Source organism: Idiomarina sp. OXR-189, assembly GCF_034373425.1.
GTDB lineage: Bacteria > Pseudomonadota > Gammaproteobacteria > Enterobacterales > Alteromonadaceae > Idiomarina > Idiomarina zobellii.
Window position 1 is genome coordinate 1224840 of record NZ_CP139706.1, and the last position, 19576, is coordinate 1244415.

19 protein-coding genes are annotated in these 19576 nt (G+C 47.6%); 14 read left to right on the top strand and 5 right to left on the bottom strand.

Going from position 1 to position 19576, the window contains the following annotated elements; genetic code table 11:
* Nucleotides 1-199: 199 nt before the first annotated feature.
* The 5 genes from hppD to UM402_RS06075 are packed head-to-tail and all read left to right on the top strand — an operon-like array spanning nt 200 to nt 6570.
* The gene (gene hppD / locus UM402_RS06055) at nt 200-1273 is read left to right on the top strand and encodes a 4-hydroxyphenylpyruvate dioxygenase (RefSeq protein ID WP_058579250.1); all 1074 of its coding nucleotides are present in this window, start codon (nt 200-202) and stop codon (nt 1271-1273) included.
* Nucleotides 1266-2396 (top strand): homogentisate 1,2-dioxygenase, encoded by a 1131-nt coding sequence (locus tag UM402_RS06060; RefSeq protein WP_058579249.1) that lies wholly within the window; start codon nt 1266-1268, stop codon nt 2394-2396. The genes hppD and UM402_RS06060 overlap by 8 nt, the downstream gene beginning before the upstream one ends.
* Nucleotides 2397-2402: 6 nt before the next feature.
* Nucleotides 2403-3428 (top strand): fumarylacetoacetate hydrolase family protein, encoded by a 1026-nt coding sequence (locus UM402_RS06065; protein ID WP_058579248.1) that lies wholly within the window; start codon nt 2403-2405, stop codon nt 3426-3428.
* Nucleotides 3428-4066: a maleylacetoacetate isomerase gene (gene maiA, locus UM402_RS06070; RefSeq protein ID WP_058579583.1), complete on the top strand. Its 639-nt coding sequence runs from the start codon at nt 3428-3430 to the stop codon at nt 4064-4066. Before UM402_RS06065 ends, maiA begins: the two co-directional genes overlap by 1 nt.
* Before the next feature lie 11 nt (nt 4067-4077).
* Nucleotides 4078-6570 (top strand): S9 family peptidase, encoded by a 2493-nt coding sequence (locus UM402_RS06075; RefSeq protein WP_058579247.1) that lies wholly within the window; start codon nt 4078-4080, stop codon nt 6568-6570.
* A 10-nt stretch (nt 6571-6580) separates the two neighbouring features.
* Here UM402_RS06075 and rrtA read toward each other — a convergent pair whose 3' ends face one another.
* On the bottom strand, nt 6581-7150 hold the full coding sequence (gene rrtA, locus UM402_RS06080) for a rhombosortase (RefSeq protein WP_058579246.1): 570 nt from the start codon (nt 7148-7150) through the stop codon (nt 6581-6583).
* Between the two features lie 77 nt (nt 7151-7227).
* On the opposite strand from rrtA, the gene ggt reads away from it, so the two are divergent.
* Complete coding sequence (gene ggt / locus UM402_RS06085) at nt 7228-8967, top strand: gamma-glutamyltransferase (protein ID WP_058579245.1); 1740 nt, start codon at nt 7228-7230, stop codon at nt 8965-8967.
* 1 nt (nt 8968) lies between these two features.
* Nucleotides 8969-9412, top strand: a complete 444-nt coding sequence (locus tag UM402_RS06090) for a hypothetical protein (RefSeq protein ID WP_058579244.1) — start codon at nt 8969-8971, stop codon at nt 9410-9412.
* A 1-nt stretch (nt 9413) separates the two neighbouring features.
* Here the strand turns inward: UM402_RS06090 and UM402_RS06095 are convergent, their stop codons facing one another.
* Both UM402_RS06095 and hspQ read right to left on the bottom strand, forming a co-directional pair.
* Complete coding sequence (locus tag UM402_RS06095; protein WP_053953553.1) at nt 9414-9782, bottom strand: histidine triad nucleotide-binding protein; 369 nt, start codon at nt 9780-9782, stop codon at nt 9414-9416.
* A 61-nt stretch (nt 9783-9843) separates the two neighbouring features.
* Nucleotides 9844-10155: a heat shock protein HspQ gene (gene hspQ, locus UM402_RS06100; RefSeq protein WP_053953554.1), complete on the bottom strand. Its 312-nt coding sequence runs from the start codon at nt 10153-10155 to the stop codon at nt 9844-9846.
* Nucleotides 10156-10252: 97 nt separating this feature from the next.
* On the opposite strand from hspQ, the gene UM402_RS06105 reads away from it, so the two are divergent.
* Nucleotides 10253-10555, top strand: a complete 303-nt coding sequence (locus tag UM402_RS06105) for a PilZ domain-containing protein (RefSeq protein WP_058579243.1) — start codon at nt 10253-10255, stop codon at nt 10553-10555.
* Between the two features lie 13 nt (nt 10556-10568).
* Here the strand turns inward: UM402_RS06105 and metG are convergent, their stop codons facing one another.
* Nucleotides 10569-12605: a methionine--tRNA ligase gene (gene metG / locus UM402_RS06110; RefSeq protein ID WP_322295464.1), complete on the bottom strand. Its 2037-nt coding sequence runs from the start codon at nt 12603-12605 to the stop codon at nt 10569-10571.
* 108 nt (nt 12606-12713) lie between these two features.
* Between metG and apbC the strand changes: the two genes are divergently transcribed.
* Together apbC and dcd are read left to right on the top strand one after the other, a co-directional pair.
* Nucleotides 12714-13697 (top strand): iron-sulfur cluster carrier protein ApbC, encoded by a 984-nt coding sequence (gene apbC / locus UM402_RS06115; protein ID WP_058579241.1) that lies wholly within the window; start codon nt 12714-12716, stop codon nt 13695-13697.
* A 46-nt stretch (nt 13698-13743) separates the two neighbouring features.
* Nucleotides 13744-14331 carry a dCTP deaminase gene (gene dcd, locus UM402_RS06120; RefSeq protein ID WP_053953558.1) on the top strand — a complete coding sequence of 196 codons (588 nt, stop codon included), beginning with the start codon at nt 13744-13746 and terminating at the stop codon, nt 14329-14331.
* Here the strand turns inward: dcd and UM402_RS06125 are convergent.
* Nucleotides 14328-15224, bottom strand: coding sequence for a gluconeogenesis factor YvcK family protein (locus UM402_RS06125; protein ID WP_058579240.1), 897 nt, complete (start codon nt 15222-15224; stop codon nt 14328-14330). The genes dcd and UM402_RS06125 overlap by 4 nt on opposite strands.
* A 118-nt stretch (nt 15225-15342) precedes the next feature.
* Between UM402_RS06125 and UM402_RS06130 the strand changes: the two genes are divergently transcribed.
* The 4 genes from UM402_RS06130 to UM402_RS06145 all read left to right on the top strand — a co-directional run bounded on the left by UM402_RS06130 (nt 15343) and on the right by UM402_RS06145 (nt 19539).
* Nucleotides 15343-16779 (top strand): protein adenylyltransferase SelO, encoded by a 1437-nt coding sequence (locus UM402_RS06130; protein ID WP_058579239.1) that lies wholly within the window; start codon nt 15343-15345, stop codon nt 16777-16779.
* A 75-nt stretch (nt 16780-16854) separates the two neighbouring features.
* On the top strand, nt 16855-17376 hold the full coding sequence (locus tag UM402_RS06135; protein ID WP_273269099.1) for a DUF192 domain-containing protein: 522 nt from the start codon (nt 16855-16857) through the stop codon (nt 17374-17376).
* A 23-nt stretch (nt 17377-17399) separates the two neighbouring features.
* Nucleotides 17400-19073, top strand: a complete 1674-nt coding sequence (locus UM402_RS06140) for a M28 family metallopeptidase (protein ID WP_058579238.1) — start codon at nt 17400-17402, stop codon at nt 19071-19073.
* A 73-nt stretch (nt 19074-19146) separates the two neighbouring features.
* The gene (locus UM402_RS06145) at nt 19147-19539 is read left to right on the top strand and encodes a hypothetical protein (RefSeq protein ID WP_058579237.1); all 393 of its coding nucleotides are present in this window, start codon (nt 19147-19149) and stop codon (nt 19537-19539) included.
* The last annotated feature ends 37 nt before the right edge of the window (nt 19540-19576 follow it).

Here is a 19576-nt window from a genome sequence, read left to right on the forward strand (position 1 = left end):
AAAAAACACCCTTGTAAATTTTAATTTACAAAAATAGCAGGATAAACCTTGATATAGAGCAAAGGTTTATCCTGTAACAATTACTTTACAATAATACGCTTCCCCGCGCTCGGCACTATTTCCGGTTTGAATTCGCATTGTTAACACCTTTAAGGCTACAGTCTTAGTGTTAATAAACGAATAACAAGAGGAAGTAATAATGTCAGAGCAAGTCATGAATCCCTTAAATACCGATGGTTTTGAGTTCGTTGAGTACACGGCTCCGGATCAAAAAGGCATCGATGCGTTAAAAGATCTGTTCGATAAACTGGGCTTTACTGAAGTAGCTAAGCACAAGTCAAAGCAAGCTTGGTTGTTCAAACAAAATGACATTAACTTTGTGGTAAATGCCGAGCCAGGTGGTCAGGCAGAAGAGTTTGCTAAAGACCACGGTCCCAGTGTTTGTGGTATGGCTTGGCGTGTTAAAGATGCTAGCCATGCATTAAAGCATTCATTAGAGAATGGCGCGAAAGCGTTTCCAGACGACAAAGGTGTTATTGAAAATATTCCTGCGGTTTTCGGCATTGGTGAAAGTGCGCTGTACTTTGTCGACAACTATCAAAATAACGAAATCTACCAGCAACATTTTGATTTCTACGATAGCTGGGAAAACAAAATGAAAGACCACGCGGCCGGTCTGTACGAAATTGACCACCTGACGCACAACGTGTTCCGCGGCAACATGGATACCTGGGCAGGCTTTTATGAGCGCATTGGTAACTTCCGCGAAATCCGTTACTTCGACATTGAAGGTAAGCTAACAGGTCTGCTAAGCCGTGCAATGACTGCACCTTGTGGCAAAATCCGTATTCCAATTAACGAGTCGCACGACGACAAGTCACAAATTGAAGAATACCTGCGCGAATACAAAGGCGAGGGCATTCAGCACATTGCACTCACCTCAGACAACATCTACAAAACCGTTGAAGACCTGCGCTCAATTGGCATGGAATTCATGGACACGCCAGACACCTATTACGAGAAAATCAACGAACGTGTTGAAGGCCATGAGGAAGACGTCGATGCTCTGCGTAAGCAGCGTATTCTTATTGACGGTGCGCCAATGAAAGACGGTATTTTGCTGCAAATCTTCACGCAAACCGTGATCGGTCCGGTATTCTTTGAAATTATTCAGCGTAAAGGTAACGAAGGCTTTGGTGAAGGTAACTTTAAAGCGCTGTTTGAGAGCATTGAAGAAGACCAAATTCGCCGAGGAGTACTAGACGATGCGTAAATGGATCAGCTTCCCGAAGCAGGAAGGGACGTCGTCACGACAAGCCCATGCTGACTTTCCGGAGCAGGCCATTTATGAGCGCGAAGCGGGTCGCAGCGGCTTTTTTGGCCCTGCGACACACTTCCATCATCAACATGCGCCGACCGGTTGGTCGGAATGGGAAGGTCCGCTGAAACCGCGTGCCTTCGACTTTAATCAGCTTACCGAACAAGCGCCGGAAAATCCGTGGTTGACGCCGGATTTGCTGTCAAACAGCAGTTGTAAGTTCCGTATTTGGCACTGTACTGAGAATATGCCGTATTTGGTGCGCAATGCCGACGGCGACGACCTGTTGTTTGTGCATGAAGGCAGCGGTCATTTGTATTGTGACTATGGCCATATTCATCTGGTTAAGGGGGACTATTTCTTAGTGCCGCGTTCGACCAATTGGCGTCTTGAACCTGATGAAAAAATGGAGCTGCTGATGATTGAAACCACCAATGGTTCGTATCAGCTGCCGGAGAAGGGCATTGTCGGTAACCATGCGGTATTCGACCCAGCGGTTCTGGATACGCCTGCCATTGATGACGAGTTTAAAGCACAGTACAGCGAAGACAGCTGGAAAGTGTACGTTAAGCGTCATCAGCAAGTCAGCGTTATTACTTATCCTTATAACCCGTTGGATGCCATTGGCTGGCACGGTGATTTAGCACCTGTGCGTTTGAACTGGCGTGACATACGGCCACTTATGAGTCACCGGTACCACTTACCGCCGTCAGCACACACAACGTTTGTTGCTGAGCGTTTTGTGGTGTGTACTTTTGTGCCAAGACCTATTGAGTCTGACCCTGGCGCACTTAAAGTGCCGTTCTATCACAATAACGATGATTACGACGAAGTATTGTTCTACCACGAGGGCGACTTCTTTAGTCGCGATAATATCGACCGTGGTATGGTAACCTTCCATCCCGCAGGGTTTACCCATGGCCCACACCCGAAAGCTTTCAAGGCGGGTCGGGAACACAAAAAGAAATTCACTGACGAAGTAGCAGTCATGCTGGATACTCGCGATTCGCTGGAAATGAGCGACGCGGCGATGAAAGTCGAAAATCCAGATTATGTCTACAGCTGGCAGGAGAAATAACAACTTATGAAATTAGCCACTTATAGAAATGGAACGCGTGACGGCCAGTTAATGGTAGTCAGCAAAGACTTAACTCGAGCAGTTGCAGTACCTGCTATTGCTTCCTGTATGCAAGAAGCAATTGATAACTGGGACGATGTTGAGTCAAAGCTTAATGACGTTTACACGCAACTGAATAAAGCTAGCGTTGATGGTGAAGTGACTTTTGAGCAAGTCATGTGTGAGTCGCCATTACCTCGCGCGTACCAGTGGGCCGACGGCAGTGCCTATGTCAACCACGTTGAACTGGTGCGTAAAGCGCGTGGTGCCGAAATGCCACCAAGCTTCTGGGAAGATCCACTGATGTATCAAGGTGGCTCGGATGACTTCTTAGGTCCACACGACGAAATTCAAATGGGCAGCACCGAGTGGGGTATTGATTTTGAAGGCGAAATTGCTGTAGTTACTGACGACGTACCTATGGGTGTCGATGCGAAGTCGGCTGCAAGTCACATTAAACTACTTATGTTGGTTAACGATGTGTCATTGCGAGGCCTTATTCCGGGCGAACTGGGCAAAGGCTTTGGCTTTTTCCAGAGTAAACCATCGTCTGCGTTCTCGCCTGTGGCGGTAACACCGGACGAGTTGGGCAGTGCCTGGAAAGACAGTAAAGTTCACTTACCGCTGTTGTCAGAATATAACGGCAAGCCGTTTGGCAAGCCAAACGCGGGCGAGGACATGACCTTTGACTTTGGTCAGTTAGTTGCTCATGCGGCTAAAACTCGTAACTTGGGTGCGGGCGCTATCATTGGTTCGGGTACGGTGTCGAATAAACAAGGCACAGACCACGGCACGTCGATTGCTGAAGGTGGTGTTGGTTATAGCTGTATCGCTGAAGTTCGAATGATAGAAACCATCCGTGATGGCAAGCCAACGACTGAGTTCATGAAGTTTGGCGACACTATTCATATGGAAATGAAAGATGCCGACGGTGAGTCTATATTCGGTGCGATCGATCAGAAAGTGGTTGAATACAAAGGACCTTCAGCATGATGAAGCTCTATGGATACTGGCGCTCTAGCGCCAGTTTTCGTGTCAGACTGGCGCTTTATTTAAAAGAATTAGAATTTGAATACCATCCAGTGCATCTGGTCAAGGATGGTGGTGAACAACACACTCCTGAATACCGAAAATTAAACCCGGCCGGATTAGTGCCGACTTTTGTCGATGACGAAGTCACGCTGAATCAATCGTTAGCCATTATTGAGTATTTGGATGAACGCTATAAGCAGCATCCGCTATTGCCAAGTGCTACCGTTGATAAGGCGCGGGTAAGAGCTTTGGCTTATGATCTCGCATGCGAATTACAGCCGATCACAAACTTGCGGGTACTGAAATACCTTACTGGTGAACTTAATTGCAGTGACGAACAACGCAATGACTGGATTCATCATTGGGTTCATCAGAGTTTCACCGCATTTGAGCAGCGCCTGACCGAAACCGCAGGTGATTATTCCTATGGAGATTCGGTAACATTAGCGGACATCTGCTTGTTACCGCAGGTCTACAATGCCGAGCGTTTTAAGGTATCGTTAGATAATTACCCAACGCTTGTGGCAGTGCATGACCGTTTACAGCAATTAACTGCGGTTCAACAGGCACGCCCAGAGAATCAGCCAGACGCACAATAAGGAATAACTAAATGGTTAAATCACGTCTAGTGATGGCAATAGGGGCGGCATTAATGGCCGCCTCTTGCGCATCTACAACCCCTGCAAATGAAAATACAAATAAAACCAATGTAACGGCGCCACAGGTACAGACTCTCAGTGCTGACCCGTTAGCTTCAGCGCAAGGCACTGCGGAACTTACCATAGAACAGATTATGGCTGACCCTGACTGGATGGGTCGCTTCCCGGAAAATGCTTTTTGGAGCATGGATGGTGAGCATATTCTGTTTTATCAGAAGCGCGAAGGCAGTGATATTCGTGACCTGATGATTATCAATAATGCTGAAGGCGAAGCCTCCAAAGTGGCACTGTCGGACTATCACCTTTACGTGGCGGATGAAAAAGAGCAGTCAGTTGCTGGTAATTGGCTGGCCTACACCTTTGAGGGCAATGTGTTTGCCCGCTTTGGCGATGGCAGCGTTAAGCAATTGACCCGTGACGAAGCCCGCCAGCATAACTTACAAGCCATGACCGACGGCTCTTTAAGCTATCAGCAGGGCAATGACTTTTATGTGGTTGATATTAACTCTGGCCTGACCCGTCAGGTTGCCTCCATTAAGTTTGAAGATGCGCCAAAAGCCAATGAAGAGCCAAAAGATTACTTAGCCAAAGAAGAACAACAGCTTATTCAGTACGTGCAAAAAGAGCGCAAAGCAGCGGAAGAGCGTTTTGAACGTCAACAGCAGCTGCAGTCTCAAAACGCAAGCCTGGCTCCTAAGCCTTTCTATCTGGATAAGTCGAAGCAGTTAGTTCAGGCACGCTTATCACCTCGCGGCGATAAAATTGTTGCGGCGATTAGCGAACCCAACAAATGGCGTGAAGACGGCGATATCATGCCAAACTATATTAACGAAGACGGTCGTATATCCAGCGAACAGGTACGTCGCCGTGTTGCTGATGCGCAGCCGGATGAAGATCAGTTAGTGATTCTGGATTTGGAAAACCACACTGACACAGCACTGACTTACAATACGTTGCCGGGCTGGAATGAAGACGTTCTGGCTGATGTTAAGCGTGAGAACCACGAAGCGCGTGGCGAAGACTATGAATCAGAAGAAAAGCCACGTCCCATCCATTTAATGGCCGATTGGGGCTGGGAAAATGGGGCGATTCAGTGGAATGACAACGGCACTGAGCTGGCGGTTATGCTGGAAGCCTGGGACAACAAAGATCGCTGGATTGCGACCGTTGATTTCTCCGGCAAAAAATTAGTGCCACAGGATCGCCTGCACGATGATGCCTGGATTAACTATACCCATAACGAATTTGGTTGGTTAAACGACGACAGCCTGTGGTTCATGTCGGAAGCCGATGGTTATTCGCATTTGTATGTGAAGCCGCTAAACGGTGACACTCAGCAGCTCACTGAAGGCAACTATGTTGTCGAAACCGCTGAGTTAAGCAACGACGCTGAGTACCTGTATTTTCAGGCCAACATTGAGCACCCGGGTATTTACGAAGTTTACCGTGTCAAAACTGACGGTAGCGGTGAGCCAGAAGCAATGACGGATTTAGACGGTATGACTGCGTTTGAGTTGAGCCCGCAAGCAGACGAGCTGATTCTTACGCATTCAACGCCGCTTATGCCACCAGAGCTTTATCATAAAGAGGCTAACGTCAGCGATGCGCCTGAACGGATGACGCATACAGTGTCAGAGAAGTTCCTTAGCATAGACTGGACAGCGCCGGATGTTGTCGGCGTTGAGTCGAGCCATGTTGATGAGCCTGTTTACACGCGTATATACACGCCGGAAGGTTTTGATGCCGAGCGTGCAGAAGAATACCCGGCAGTGGTGTTTATCCACGGTGCGGGTTATTTGCAAAATGCGCACATGGGCTGGTCTGGTTACTTCCGTGAATTTATGTTCCATAGCCTGCTGAACAAGCACGGCTACGTGGTCGCGGATCTTGATTACCGTGGCTCCAAAGGTTACGGCCGCGACTGGCGTACGGCGATTTATCGTCAAATGGGCACGCCGGAAGTAGAAGATTTAGTCGATGTGGCGAGCTATTTGGAAAGCAACCTGAATGTCGATGGTGACCGCCTGGGTACCTATGGTGGCTCTTATGGTGGCTTCCTAACCTTTATGGCGCTGTTTAAAGAGCCTGGACTGTTTGAGGCCGGCTCTGCATTGCGCCCGGTCACTGACTGGGCACACTACAATGTCGGTTATACGTCGAACATTCTGAACCTGCCTCAGGACGATACCATTGCGTACCGCCAAAGCTCGCCTATCTACTTTGCTGAGGGCTTAGACGATGCGCTGCTGATCAATTCACCAATGATTGATGACAACGTATTTTTCCAGGACAGTGTCCGTTTGGTACAGCGTTTAATCGAGCTGAAGAAAGAAGATTGGGAAACCGCTATTTACCCGGTTGAACCGCACGGTTTCCGTCAGCCAGCAAGCTGGCTGAATGAATACCGTCGTATCTTCAAACTGTTCGAGGAAAACCTAAAGTAAGCAACTACGCTTAGTCTTTATGGGGAACGGCGTCGCTCAAACGGCGCCGTTCTAGTTTATAAAGCAATAAGGCGGTTAATAAACCGGCTGCATGTATGTAGCTTACGTGCTGACCAACGAAATGGTCAGGCTGCCACCCCAATAACTCAACTACGACTTTGCCAATAAGCGCAACAAGAATTAGCCACATCCACTTTTTGCCGGCCTTAATATCTTTTATTAAACAATAGCCAAGCAGCCCATGCAGAACGCCGGACAAACCGACAAAAATAATGGTAATAGGCAGTAACCACAAAATAAGAGACGTCGCTGCTGAACTTAATAGTAATGCGTTGACGAGCCAGCGCGTATTCCAGTATTCCCGCCAAATAACCACAATGAACGTCAGGCCTGCAAGATTAAACAGTGCATGAGTCCAGTTTAAATGAATAAAGTGGGTGGTAATTAGCGGCCAGCCTTGTGACATAACGGTTTCACTGTGAAAACTTAACTGCTGGTGCCACTGTGGCAATAGCTGCAAAACACAGCAAGTGGCCAGAATAAAAACAAGACCAACCCAGTACCGATTTAAATAGTGCATCTAGCGTCCTTTTCATTGCGTGCGCAAACTCAGCTTCGTATGATAGGGGAATTAAATGTGAATATGAATGAGGTTATATGAAATATCGCATTACCACACTGGTTGCGGCGGTACTTGCCGTTAGCGCTTGTCAGCCACAGCAGCAAGAAGTACGAGAGCCTGAAGCGGCGACTGGTTTTCAACAAAAACAGTCAGTAAAAGCCGATGACTTTATGGTTGCAGCGGCAAACCCTCATGCGGTTGATGCGGGTTATAACGTCTTAAAAACAGGTGGTTCAGCAGTAGATGCGGCCATAGCCGTTCAGGCAATGTTGGGGCTGGTTGAACCGCAGTCGTCCGGTATTGGTGGTGGTGCCTTTATTTTATATTGGGACAATGAAGCAAAAAAACTGTACTCCATTGATGCTCGCGAAACGGCGCCAATGGCAGCGACAGAAGAACTGTTCTTAGATGAAAACGGTAAGCCACCTAAGTGGATAGATGCAGTCGTTGGTGGGCGCTCTGTCGGTACCCCGGGTATTTTGAGAGGGCTTGAGTTAGCCCATTCTAAGTGGGGCGAAAAAGAGTGGGGCAGTTTGTTTGACGACACTATTAAGCTGGCGGAACAAGGCTTTGAGGTATCTCCCCGACTCGCCAAACTGGTCGAGCTTGAAATTAACCCGGGTGTTAAGAAAATGCCGGCAGCCAGTGATTACTTTTTTCCAAACGGCGAGCCGCTAAAAGCGGGGCAGCTTTTGCAAAATGAAGAATACGCCAATAGCCTCAGTTTGATAGCCTCGCAAGGCGTTGATGTCTTTTACGAAGGCGAAATTGCGAAAGACATTGTCGAAGCCGTACAAAATAGCCCAATTGAGCCGGGCGTTTTAGCCTTAGAAGACCTGGCAAATTACGAAGCGAAACTGCGTGAACCCGTATGTAGTGAATATCGGGTGTATCAGGTATGTGGTATGGGGCCGCCTAGCTCCGGTGGCATTACTACGCAGCAAACCTTAGGCATTCTGGAGAGCTTTGACATTGGTCATTTAGAGCCTAACAGTGAAGAGTTTGTTCATCTGTTTGCGCAGGCATCTAAGTTAGCTTTTGCGGACAGAAACCAATGGATAGCCGACAGCGACTTTGTCGATGTGCCGGTAGAGGCTATGTTAAATAAGAACTACTTAGCCAAACGAGCTGAGCTGATTAGCGATAAAGATTTAGGTAAAGCGCAACCCGGTACTGAGCTATTGCCGAAGTACCAGCAAGATATCGCTTATGAGCGGCCGAATACGAGTCATGTTTCTATTGTCGATGACGAGGGCAATGTGGTGTCAATGACCACCAGCATTGAAATGGGCTTCGGTTCTACCGTTATGGCGAGAGGCTTTTTACTGAATAACCAGTTAACTGACTTTTCATTAGCGCCAGATGACGGAGAGCACAAATACGCCAATAGAGTTGAACCGGGTAAACGGCCGCGCAGCTCTATGGCACCGGCTATTGTGCTTAATGAGAGCGGAGAACAGGTTCTTCATGCTATTGGCTCTCCCGGCGGCAGTCGCATTATTAACTATGTGACTCAAAGCCTGGTGGCACTTCTGGACTGGAACATGGATATTCAGGACGCTATAAACCTGGGGCATGTTACTAACCGGAATGACTATACCTCGCTTGAAAAAGGGCGGGATATCAGCCAATTAAAGAGTGTTCTTGAAAAACGCGGTCACAATGTCAAAGTGCTTGATTTAAATAGTGGTTTACATGGTATAACCCTAACTGACAGTGGCAAATTAATTGGAGCAGCTGACCCGCGCAGGGAAGGTGTCGCGAAAGGGGAATAAAATGAAAAAACTGTTAAGTGGTTTATTAATGGTCGCTGCTCTAATTGGGCTAAGTGGCTGTAGCGATGACGAGGCCGTTGATCTGAATACAGCAACGCCAACGGAGGTCATTCAGGGGTTTTATCAGGCCGTTTATGAAGAGAAAGATCTCGAAAAAGCCAAACGTTTTTCATCACCGCGAATGGTTGACCTTATCAGCCATTATGCGGCGGTAAGCTCGGTTCAACGCTATGTGCTTGGCCGCTATTACGACAAAGTAGAGCTGGAAGTGGTTAGTGATTCGCTGGGTGACTATTTAAATCACTCGGATGAACTCCGGGCAACTGTTTTGTTTGAGGGAGAGTATAAAGGCGAGTACAACAAGGACAGCCGCGATGTTGTACTCATCCAAAATGGGGACAGTTGGTTAGTCGACAGAATTCTCGACCCCAGATACCGTCCTTAAGTTACCCCTGTTTTAGGGTGTCTGTGTACGGAGGCCAGCCAAGAGGCTTACCTGCTAGCAAGTGCAGGTGAATATGATAAACGGTTTGGCCGCCGTGCTCATTGCAGTTCATGACTAAGCGGTACCCGTCTTTTGCAAAGCCATACTGAACGGCGAGCTTTGAAGCAACGACGTATAAGTGACCCACTAAATGGGCATTTTCTTCGTCAACGTCATTAACGGTCGCTATGGGCTCTTTCGGAATAATCAGCAAATGCACAGGCGCTTGCGGGTTAATGTCTTTAAACGCGAGTGCTTTTTCGTCTTCGTAAACAATATCCGCCGGAATTTCACGATTGATAATTTTAGAAAATATGGTTTCTTCTGCCATGCCCAATTCCTTGTATCTTAGTGTCACTCAATGGTAACCACAGCAGCTCTACGGGGCAACTTTAGTTAAGGTTTTCAGCAAGCTTATATTGACCATGAGACTTGCCACAGAAAACCAAATCAACCATTGGGTGTTGAATTTCCTGCTCTGATAAGTCCATTTCGAGGCTACTTTCGCTAACGTATGTTTGAATAGACGAGTTGTTCACCAGAATATGATACCAGGGCTGATTTTTTGATGGTTTCGTCGTCGCCATTTTGTCATACCAGCTGTCGGATAGTGTAAACTCCGGGTCAGCATCAATAATCACTCCGCGGTATCCATATATTGAATGAGTGACAAGTTGTCCTATTGAAAATTTGGCTTCAACCATGATGACGGTTCCTTGTTATCTAACAATGTTTTTTTATCGGCCAAAGCGTGCTAAAACTGAAGTGACATTTACACTTTAATAACAGTTGGAAAAACGCATGCTTGAGTCGAATGACAATCGAAACTTTATGCGAATGTCGATAAACGCAGACGCCAAGGTGACTTTTCATAAATCTGGTGAGACACAGTCTTTTAATGCGGTTTGTCTGGATTTAAGTGCAGAAGGGCTGTCGTTGAAAGTACCGGTGGAACTTGAGAAAGGGCAGCAGTTAACAGCGGAAATTGTTTCAGCGAGTGGCGTGCCATCGTTAAAAGCAACCGCTGAAGTCGTTCACAGCCAAAGGCTGGAAGACAACAGCGGCGATTACATACTGGGTTGTCGAATTATCTCAATGGACTAATTTCGACCTCTGGTTACATGACTCGCATGCCTGGTTTTGCACCATCGTGAGGGTTCAGGATATAGATTTCATCCTTCCCGGGGCCTGCGGCTAACACCATACCTTCTGACATGCCGAAGCGCATTTTCCGTGGTGCCAGGTTGGCAACCATCACTGTGTGCTGACCAATCAGCTCTTCAGGCTTATAAGCCGATTTAATGCCCGCAAAAACCTGACGCTGCTCGCCACCGAGATCCAGCGTTAACTTAAGTAGCTTGTCCGCACCTTCAACGTGTTCAGCGTTTGCAATAAGCGCCACACGCAGGTCAACTTTGGCAAACTCATCAAACGAAATTTCATCGGCGATAGGCTCTTTCTTTAATTCATCGTTTGCCACTGCCGGCTGCTCTGTCGCTTGTGGTTGCTGCTGTTTAGAATCTTCAATCATGGCGTCAATGTCTTTCATGTCAATGCGCTGCATTAGCGCTTTAAACTTGTTAATTGGGTGGTCAGTCAATGCGGTTTTGTGACTTTCCCAACTGAAAGTGTCGTTCAGGAAGTGCTGAACGTCTGCTGACAGCTTTGGAAGCACTGGGGTCAGATAGACCATAAGTACACGGAACAAGTTAATACCTAATGAGCAAATTTCGTGAACTTCCTGCTCGGCACCTTCTTTTTTAATAAGCTGCCAGGGTTCTTTGTCCGCAATGTATTGGTTGGCGCGATCCGCCAGTGCCATTATGTCACGCATGGCTCGAGAGAATTCGCGTTTCTCATACTGTTCAGCAATGTCTGCTCCCGCTGACTGGAAGTCTTCCAATAATGCTGAGTCAGCCACATTTGAGGACAATTTGCCGTCAAACTTTTTCTGAATAAAGCCGGCGCAACGACTGGCGATATTAATGACTTTACCCACTAAGTCAGAGTTAACGCGTTGCGCGAAGTCTGTCAGATTCAGGTCTAAATCATCAATGCGGCTCGTTAATTTGGCAGCAAAATAATAGCGCAAATACTCCGGGTCTAAGTGATCCAGGTAGGTTCTTGCTTTTATAAAGGTACCTTTAGACTTAGACATTTTAGTGCCGTTAACGGTAATGAAACCGTGCGCCCATACATTAGTCGGTTGGCGGAAGTCTGCGCCTTTGAGCATGGCTGGCCAGAATAAGCTATGGAAATAGATAATGTCTTTGCCAATAAAGTGATACAGCTCTGCCTCGCTGTTGGCTTGCCAGTAAGTGTCCCAGTCAGCCTTGCCGGTAGTATCGCAGTAGTTTTTAAAGCTGCTCATGTAGCCAATTGGCGCATCCAGCCAAACGTAGAAATACTTGTTTTCGGTACCCGGAATTTTAAAGCCAAAATAGGGTGCGTCGCGGGAAATATCCCAACGCTGTAGGCCTTGCTCAAACCATTCATTAAGCTTATTGGCCATTTCGTTTTGCAACGAACCAGAGCGCGTCCAGCTTTTTAGCATGTCGCCAAAAGCGGGTAAATCGAAGAAGTAGTGTTCTGACTTACGAAGTTCGGGTTCTGCACCAGAGACAACAGACTTCGGATTCTTTAAGTCTGTAGGGGCGTAAGTTGCGCCACAAACATCGCAGTTGTCGCCGTATTGATCTTCCGCACCGCAGTCAGGGCAGTCCCCTTTAACAAAACGGTCGGGCAGAAACATTTCTTTTTGCGGGTCATACAGCTGCTCGATAACCTCGGTTTTTATATGTCCTGCTTTGTCGAGACGGTTATAAATGGTTTCGGCCAGCTCTTTGTTTTCGTCACTGTGCGTGCTGTAGTAGTGGTCAAAGCCCACTAAAAAGTCGCTGAAGTCCGCTTCGTGTGAGCGCTGCATATCGCCTATCATTTGTTCCGGCGTAATACCCAGCTGCTGAGCTTTTAGCATAATGGGGGTGCCGTGTGCGTCATCGGCGCACATGAAATGGCATTCATGACCTCTTAGCTTCTGGAAACGTACCCAGATATCGGCCTGAATGTAGCCCAACATGTGGCCTATATGAATAGGTCCGTTAGCGTATGGTAATGCATTGGTCACTAGAATTTTTCGTGCGGATTGGCTCATGCGAAATTATGCTTCCGTATTCGTTAATTAATTTAAGTCAAACCCAAAGTTACTATGACTCATGTTACCATAGCCTATGCTCGATACACAGCTACAACAGGACGTCCAATGGCAACTTTTTTCGACAAAATATTTCCGAACGGCATACCAAATGAGTGGGTAACAGGCTCTGGTAATACGCGAGTACTGAATGTGCCTTTCGCTGCTGGTGAGCCGCTGTTAACGTCATTAAAAGAGCAAGACGAGCTGGCCGGGTTTGACTGGGAAATAAACAGCCAAATTGAAAAGCTTAAAAACTCGCAGCCCGATTTGCCGTTAACGACCGGTAATGTCATTGTGGTTTCGTCGGGCAAAGGCGGTGTTGGTAAGTCGTCTGTTAGCGTGAATTTGGCGTTAGCACTCAGTCAGCTGGGAGCCAAAGTGGGCTTGTTAGATGCCGATATTTACGGACCGTCTATACCAACCATGCTGGGTAAAGCTCATAAAGAACCTGAGCTAACTGCAAATAACAAGATGGTTCCCATGGAGCGCCATGGTATTTACGTGCATTCACTGGGCTATTTGGTGGATGAAAAAGACGCCACAATTTGGCGTGGTCCAATGGCCAGTGGCGCCTTGCAGCAGCTCTACAAAGACACTGCATGGCCCAATCTCGATTATCTGATTGTCGATATGCCTCCGGGTACCGGCGATATTCAATTAACCATGGCGCAGAAACTGCCGGTAACAGGCGCTATTGTGGTAACAACGCCTCAGTCGGTGGCATTGCGAGACGCCGAAAAAGGCATTGCTATGTTTAATAAACTGAACATTCCGATGATAGGCGTGCTGGAAAACATGAGTTATTATCAGTGTCCGAGCTGTGGGCATGAGGATCCTGTATTCGGGCAGGGCGGCGGACTCGCTATCGCCAAGGAAAATAAGCTGCCGGTGCTGGGACAGTGGCCGCTGTCGACAGAGCTACGCGACAGTCTGGACGGTAATGAACCATTACTGTTAAAACAGCCAGAGCACAAGTTGAGTCAATTAATTCTGGAGTCAGCACAATATGTTGCTGCCAACCTCTATTATCAGCAGAAAAATTCGCTATAGTACGCGCTATAGAAAGGATAATGACAACAGTCACAGGTGAATAAGAATGCGCTTAACCGATACCGAAATAGAACAACATTTAGCGGAAGGAAAAATAGGGGTAACACCGGCGCCTAAGGCGACGGATATTTCAGGTGTTACTCTGGATATTCACCTCGGTAATGAGTTTCGGGTTTTGCAAGACCACGCAGCGCCGTTTATCGACATAAGCGGTTCGCGCGAGGCGATAGAAGCGGCTATTCATGAAGTGATGAGTGATGAAATCAAACTCAAAGATGGTCAGGCGTTTTTCATTCATCCAGGGGAGTTTGCGTTAGCGGTAACTCATGAGTCTATTCAGCTGCCTGCGGACATGGTCGGTTGGCTTGATGGTCGCTCGTCGTTAGCACGTTTAGGGTTAATGGTGCACGTTACCGCTCACCGAATTGATCCGGGTTGGTCCGGGCAAATTGTGCTGGAATTTTATAACAGCGGAAAGTTACCTTTAGCGCTGCGCCCAGGTATGAAAATAGGGGCTATCAGCTTTGAGCCGCTGGGGCAGGAATGTGCGCGACCTTATAACAAGCGCGATGATGCGAAGTATAAAGATCAACACGGCGCTGTTGCATCACGTATTTCGGCGGACGGCGGTTAAGCGCTTTCAACCAACAGTTGATGCGCAGCTTGCTCTAAGGTTGTTAGCAGGCTGCTGGTATTGTGGCGATAATGAACGTCAGTGTCGCTGGTGAGTCCACCAATAACAGGCACTGGCACCCCTTTCTCTTTCTTGTTACTCAAAATAAGGTCGACAACTTGTTGGCCCAGTTCGTACTTCATAAACTCCAGCTTTTCTGCCAGTGACAACTCACCAGCGGGGCCATGCTCGTCGACCAGGTTATCAATAAATACGACCTTGGCTCGGGTGCTTTTCAGCGCATCACAAATACCCGGAACCAATAAGGGCGGCATGACAGACGTCATAAAGCTGCCCGGACCTATAAGAATAAGTTGACTGTTCTTAATATGGCGAACGGCCTCAGGAGTTGCTTCGACCTGACCAGAAAGCTCCAGCTTGTGCGGCATGTTGGGCAGTTTATCGATATGAATTTCACCGTGGCACTGAATGCCGTCACTGGTTGTTGCGATAAGATCGGTCGGGCATTCCGACATGGGAAGAATACGGTTGTCGACGTTAAGTAAGCGGCTTAGAAGCTGAATGCCATCAAGTGGACGGGCGCTGAGTTGATCCAGCGTATAAAGCAACAAATTTCCGAAGTTGTGGCCTTTTAATGCTGAATCTGAGTCAAAGCGATAATTCAAAACTTCAGCCGCTAACGGCTGCTCTACCAGTTGGGACAGGCAGTTTCGGATATCACCCCAGGCTATGCAGTGCTGAGAAGCTCTAAGAAGACCGGTTGCGCCGCCGTTATCGGTTGTAGCCACAATTCCAACCAGCTTATGTTTCATAAACGACAACGTCGAAAGTACACGACCCAGACCGTGTCCGCCGCCAATCGCGGTGATACATCTTAGTGATTGCAGTTGCATGTGGCTCCTTTTTCTGCCAAGGCCGTGCTGTTTGTGTCTTTTAGCGCACCTTAGCCGATTTTTTGTTAGTTATGCAAGCCTCGTCGACTGTGTAACAATAGATGTCGCAGGAGGACGTATGCCACTAATTTTCGATAATCAGTTTGCTAATAAGTTCCCGGAACTTTGTCACGCACAAAAAATACAACCTGATGGTCAGGCAAAATTGCGATGGGTCAATGACGCTTTGTGGAAGTCACTCAGTCATGACTTTCCTCCGAAAGAACTGGCGGACTGGATTGCCGGCAACCGCGACTGGCTGGGTACTGAGCCGGTAGCACAGAAATACGCAGGGCATCAGTTCGGACATTTTAATCCATACTTAGGTGATGGTCGCGGTTTGTTGGTGGGTCAGGTAATAACGGCTAACGAGCGTTATGATCTGCACGTAAAAGGTGCGGGGCCAACACCTTACAGTCGAGGTGGTGATGGTCGTGCGGTGCTGCGCTCATCTATTCGTGAGCTGTTAGCCAGTGAGGCGTTTCAAGCACTGGGTATTCCAACGACACGTGCGTTGGCCTTGGTATCGACAGAAGGGCGAATTCAACGGGAAACGATAGAGACAGGAGCAATGCTGGTTCGAGTGGCCCGCACACACATTCGCTTTGGTCATTTTGAACACTGTTTGTACCGAAACTTAGAAGACAGTGCTAAGCGACTCTGGCGGCACAGCATTGAAGAACTCTGGCCTAGTGCGGCGGACAAAACTGTGTCTGAACAATTCCGCTATGTCGTTAACGCGACCGCTGAGATGATAGCAAAATGGCAGGCGTACGGTTTTGTGCATGGAGTTATGAATACAGACAACATGAGCCTGGCTGGAGAAACCTTCGACTATGGTCCCTATGCCTTTTTCGACGCCTATAAGCCTAACCATATTTTTAATCATACTGATCACGCCGGTCGGTACGGCTTTATGCAACAGCCCGGTGTGGGTTTATGGAACTTAAAACGACTTGCTCATGCGTTGGGTTTATTTGCCGGTGACGCGCCTGTTGATGACGTATTGGACGACTATGAACCGGTGTTAAGGCAAGAATTCCTAAAGGTTATGAAGCAACGGCTTGGGTTAACTCATGTCGATGATGATGATGATACTTGCTGGTCGCTAATTAGTGGCTGGCTGATGCTTCTGGAAACTTATCAGCTCGATTACAACCTAAGTTACAGGGCGTTGGGCGCGCTGTTCGATAACGATTCGCAAGCGCTTAATAGCTCGTTAGAAAAGACAGCGACAGAAATAAAAAGTAAGGGACAGAGCTGGTTGAGTGATTACAGCAAGGCAGTTGCCAATAAGCCTGACACGGCAACAATGCAGCAAGTGAATCCGCTGGTTATTTTACGCACTCATCATGCGCAATATGTTATTGAGCAGGCTGAACAGGGCGACGATAAACCGCTGACTGATTATGTCAGCGCACTGATGACACCCTTTGATGAAACCCATAATAATACTCGCTGGGTATTACCACCAGAGCCGGGCCAAGCGCCGGCTGAGCTGTCATGCTCCAGTTAATGAGCATTGCGGTTAGTGCCGGGATAGGACAAAATCAGTCATAACTAAGACTTACTATAAGAAAGGAAGCCGATAATGCGACTAATAAAAGGGTGTTTGCTGGTATCTGCCACTATGCTGTCAATGAGTGCAGCAGCCCAGCAATGGTCTGTGCCGGCACCGCAAGAGTTCGAAAAAACAACGATATGTATGGATGGTGTTGACTCGCCTTTGTCGGTTGAGCTGGCTGATACTCAGCCTCAACAAGCCCGTGGGCTTATGCAGCGAGAGTCACTGGGTGAGTACGAAGGCATGTGGTTTCGCTATAACCATGAGCGCCCTGGGTACAGTGGTTTTTGGATGTATCAGACCTTAATTCCGCTGGATATCGCTTACCTCAATAAACACGGGGAAATTGTTAAGACATTCACGATGCGCCCTTGCCGAAGTACCGATCCGAGCCAGTGTAAAAGTTACTCACCAGGTAAACCTTACTGGAGCGTTTTGGAAGTGAACGCGGGGTTCTTTTCAGAGCATGATGTTCGACTGGGCGATAAAGTGTCTTTAGCGAGCGAGAATGGTTCGTGCATAACGAACAATAAAAACGAACAAAAATAACGATATAACAAAAAGGAGATGAAATGAAATACGCACTAGCAGGCCTAATTGGGCTTACCGTATTAACCGGCTGCGGTCCGGCAAGCGAAGAAGCGAAGCCGACTGAGAAGGCTGCCGCCGATATTAAAGATTCCGCGTTTAACCCAAATTATAAAAACTACTTAAAAACGTTGGCGTCGGACGAATTTGAGGGACGTGCGCCCGCGTCAGAAGGCGGAGAGAAAGCGGTTAGCTTTATTGAAAACCATTTCCGTGAGTGGGGCTTAAAGCCGTATGACGAAGAAAATAACTCATACCGTCAACCGCTGCCTTTGGTGAAGTTAATGCCTTACAAAGTCAGTTCGTTGAGCTTTTCGGGTGAGTCAGCACCGGAGTCGATGGAGTATCGTACTGAGATGATGGCGTGGACACCACGGGTTGTTGAAGAAGTTAATCTAAACGACAGTGATGTGGTCTTTGTGGGCTATGGCATAGTAGCGCCAGAGTATGACTGGAATGACTACGAAGGTCTGGACGTTGAAGGGAAGACGGTCGTTATGTTCGTCAATGATCCGGGTTACGCAACGAGCGATCCGGAGCTTTTCAACGGTAATGCAATGACGTACTACGGTCGCTGGACGTACAAATATGAAGAAGCGGCTCGCCAAGGCGCAAAAGCAGCCTTTGTTATTCACGAAACAGGCCCTGCCGGCTATGGCTGGGGTGTCGTTGCTGGAGGCTCACCAGTGAAATTCGACTTGAAGCGTGACAACAAAAACATGGATCGCGCTGCTGTTGAAGGCTGGATTACTGAGAAAAGTGCCAACGCACTATTTGCCTCTGTGGGTAAAAGTCTGGAGGAGATGAAAGAGCAGGCAGTAAGTGGTGAGTTCAAGCCTCAGTCGCTTGATATTCAGGCCGCAATGACCATCAATAACAAGTACGAATACTTAGATACCAATAACGTTATTGGCTATATCGAAGGCACTAAGTATCCGGAAGAGCACGTTATTTATATGGCTCACCATGACCATTTAGGTATGGATCCGGTACGCGAAGACGACCCTATCTACAATGGGGCTCAAGACAATGCCTCGGGTACTGCAGCCTTGATGGCCATGGCTGAAGAGTTCTCAAAACAACCGCGTCCTGAGCGTTCTATTGTCTTTGCTGCGGTAGGCGCAGAAGAAAGCGGGCTGCTGGGCTCGGCCTGGTATGCCGATAATCCGCTGTTACCTCTGGGTAAAGCTGTTGGCGGAATTAATATGGACGTAATGAATGTCTATGGCCCTATGAAAGACATGGTGGTTGTCGGTTATGGTAATTCAAATATGGATGAATACTTGAAACCTTACGTTGAGGCCCAAGATAGATATATATCACCAGAGCCGACACCGGAAAAAGGCTTTTTCTATCGCTCTGATCATTTCAATCTCGCGAAGAAAGGTGTGCCAATGCTGTATGCAAAAGGCGGGAATGATCACTTCACGAAAGGACGTGAATGGGGCGAAGAGCAGCGTGCTATTTTTAATCGCGATGCTTACCATAAGCCTGCTGACGAGTTTGATGAAAACTGGGATTTACGAGGCGTACAGCAAGACATGTCGCTATTTTATGCGGTAGGTGAAGAGTTAGCGAACTCTCGCGAGTGGCCTAAATGGGCACCAGGTAATGAGTTTGAAGCTGCCCGTAAAGCGACACAAGATATGCGCAAGTAAAATCGTAGATGACTTGGCTGGAACAGATATTCTGTCTTGTTGTCTTAACTGATGGAGAGTTGTAGGAGTCGTTATGACAGATAAACGAGATAAGCTTTATATACGTTTCAGCCAAGGCGGACAAAACAGCCGAACCGGAGGTTCACCGACCTCAGGAAACTGGCTTACCCGAATTCTTGGGTTATTACTGCTGATTGTTATTGTTGGCTTAGGGTTAGCTTTCGGTTTAGTGATTGCCGGAATTTTAGTGTTGTTAATGATTCCTGTGCTTTGGCGTCAGCGTCATACCATCAAGCAAGTGTGGCGTATGCGTAAACAAGCCAAACAACACTATCAAAACCAACAACGTCAATATGAACAGCAGGAAAGTTATCGTCAGCAGAGGAATCATCAAAGTGATTATTCAGACGGTTCGGTTATTGACGGTGAATATGAAGTAAAAGATGAAGACGAAACAAAGCGTTAGTTCAATTTGTCTCGCATAAAAGAAAACCGGAGCTGCT